Origin of the sequence: Intestinibacter sp. (assembly GCF_051866655.1) — a bacterium.
Lineage (GTDB): Bacteria > Bacillota > Clostridia > Peptostreptococcales > Peptostreptococcaceae > Intestinibacter.
The window spans coordinates 1-1,683 of record NZ_JBJDXL010000063.1; the positions used below are offsets into that span (position 1 = coordinate 1).

Here is a 1,683-nt window from a genome sequence, read left to right on the forward strand (position 1 = left end):
GAGCTTGATTTTTTAAATATTTAGATATGTCTAGATTGTGATTTACAGTGTATAAAATCTCGTCTGTATAGTCTTTTACATCATTTTTTCTTATTATAGTATATCTATTGTAAAGTGCTGGACTCTTTCCGTTCATTTTGCTAGCCTTGATGGGTTTTATATCTTCTTTGTCTATAAGTTCGTTTACTAGACTATATAAATCAATATAATTTTTTACATCAAAATAGCTCTCAATTTCTTTTAATGAAACTTTATTTTGCTTTAATTTTTTTATATCCTTCATTTCCTCTCCTAAGTATTACAAAAATCTCTAAAATGCATTTATCTACTAAGCATTATAAAACATCCACTCCAGTGCTTCATCTGTAATTTGCCATATCCATTCACAAGTTACCCAATATTGTACTGCTTCTTGTTCTATTGGAGATAGATTTTTATCTAAATCTAATTCATAATCATTTAATAATAGACCTTTTATATATTTATTTTTTCTAACCGCTTTTTTTAAATGCTTTAACGCTAAAGCCTCATTATGTATAGAATAATGATAAAGTGCTCTATTATAGTCCCAAGCAGCTCCTTTTTCATTTTTTTGTAAATCTAAATACGCCTTTGCTGAATTTTGTGTATAGTATTTTATATTAAATATATTTAGCTTTATAGATTCATCATAATTCTCAAAATCTCTATCTATTTCTTCATATACTTGTAAAGCCCCATCAAAATCATGTGCTTCCATACATATTTGACCTGTCATGTATAAAACATCATAATACAACTTTACTTTTTTATCCTCTATTTCACATACTTTAACTGCCGCATCATATGCTTTATTTATAACCATTTCCATCTGTTTAAATCTTCTATAGTAATAATCATCTTCTTTAAATTCTTCTTTTACTTCATCTAATATTAAAATAATTATACTAATACATCCTCTAGCAAAAGTTTCTAGCTCGTCTTCATCCAACAAATTTAAATCCTCAGAATAAATAATTTCTAAAACTTTCATTTTATCAGACTCATCATCTTCTTCATACTCAAGCATATCATTTAGCATTTCAATATGATCTAAAACCGACTCCATTGTAAATTCATTTCCCTCGACAAACCATTCTCTAGAAAATATATCTATATTTAACATATCCATTATTTCATTTGTTCTTTTATTTACAGTATTTTGACTGACACCTATCTTTTTGCAAAAATCCTTTTTCATCATATAAAGTGGATTATCGCTATCGTATACAAAATTAATTTCCATTATTGTATTTAATATAGCTGCCACCCAGGTCTTTGTTCTTCCACCTTGAAGTGGTGACGGTCTTTTTCTCGAAAGCTTACATGTAAGCTCGATTGCCTTGTCTTTAAAATTATCATTTAAATTTTCATCACAAAATTTCTCTATCTCTTTTATTATAGGCTCAGTTTTTTCCTGCATCTTTTTGGGGATTGAATATTTATTTTTCATGATTTTTCTCCTCGATATATAGTATATAGTACAATTCTTACCTATATTTTACTATAATATGCTCGATATATTAATATTATATTTTACAAATTTAGATTAATTTATGACTTTAAAAAATAAATCCTTACTGTATTCTACATCTACAGAAGCTTCATTCCTTTTTAAATTTCTTATCGCCTCCATAGATTTATTATAAGTAACATTACTTATAT

At 26.7% G+C, this 1,683-nt stretch carries 2 protein-coding genes; both read right to left on the minus strand.

The features are described from left to right. Nucleotides 1-283 (minus strand): hypothetical protein (locus ACI3VO_RS01805; RefSeq protein WP_439756265.1); only part of this gene is annotated, 283 nt, incomplete at its 3' end. 45 nt (nucleotides 284-328) lie between these two features. After that, nucleotides 329-1,471 carry a DUF6398 domain-containing protein gene (locus ACI3VO_RS01810; protein ID WP_439756266.1) on the minus strand — a complete coding sequence of 381 codons (1,143 nt, stop codon included), beginning with the start codon at nucleotides 1,469-1,471 and terminating at the stop codon, nucleotides 329-331. Between the last annotated feature and the right edge of the window lie 212 nt (nucleotides 1,472-1,683).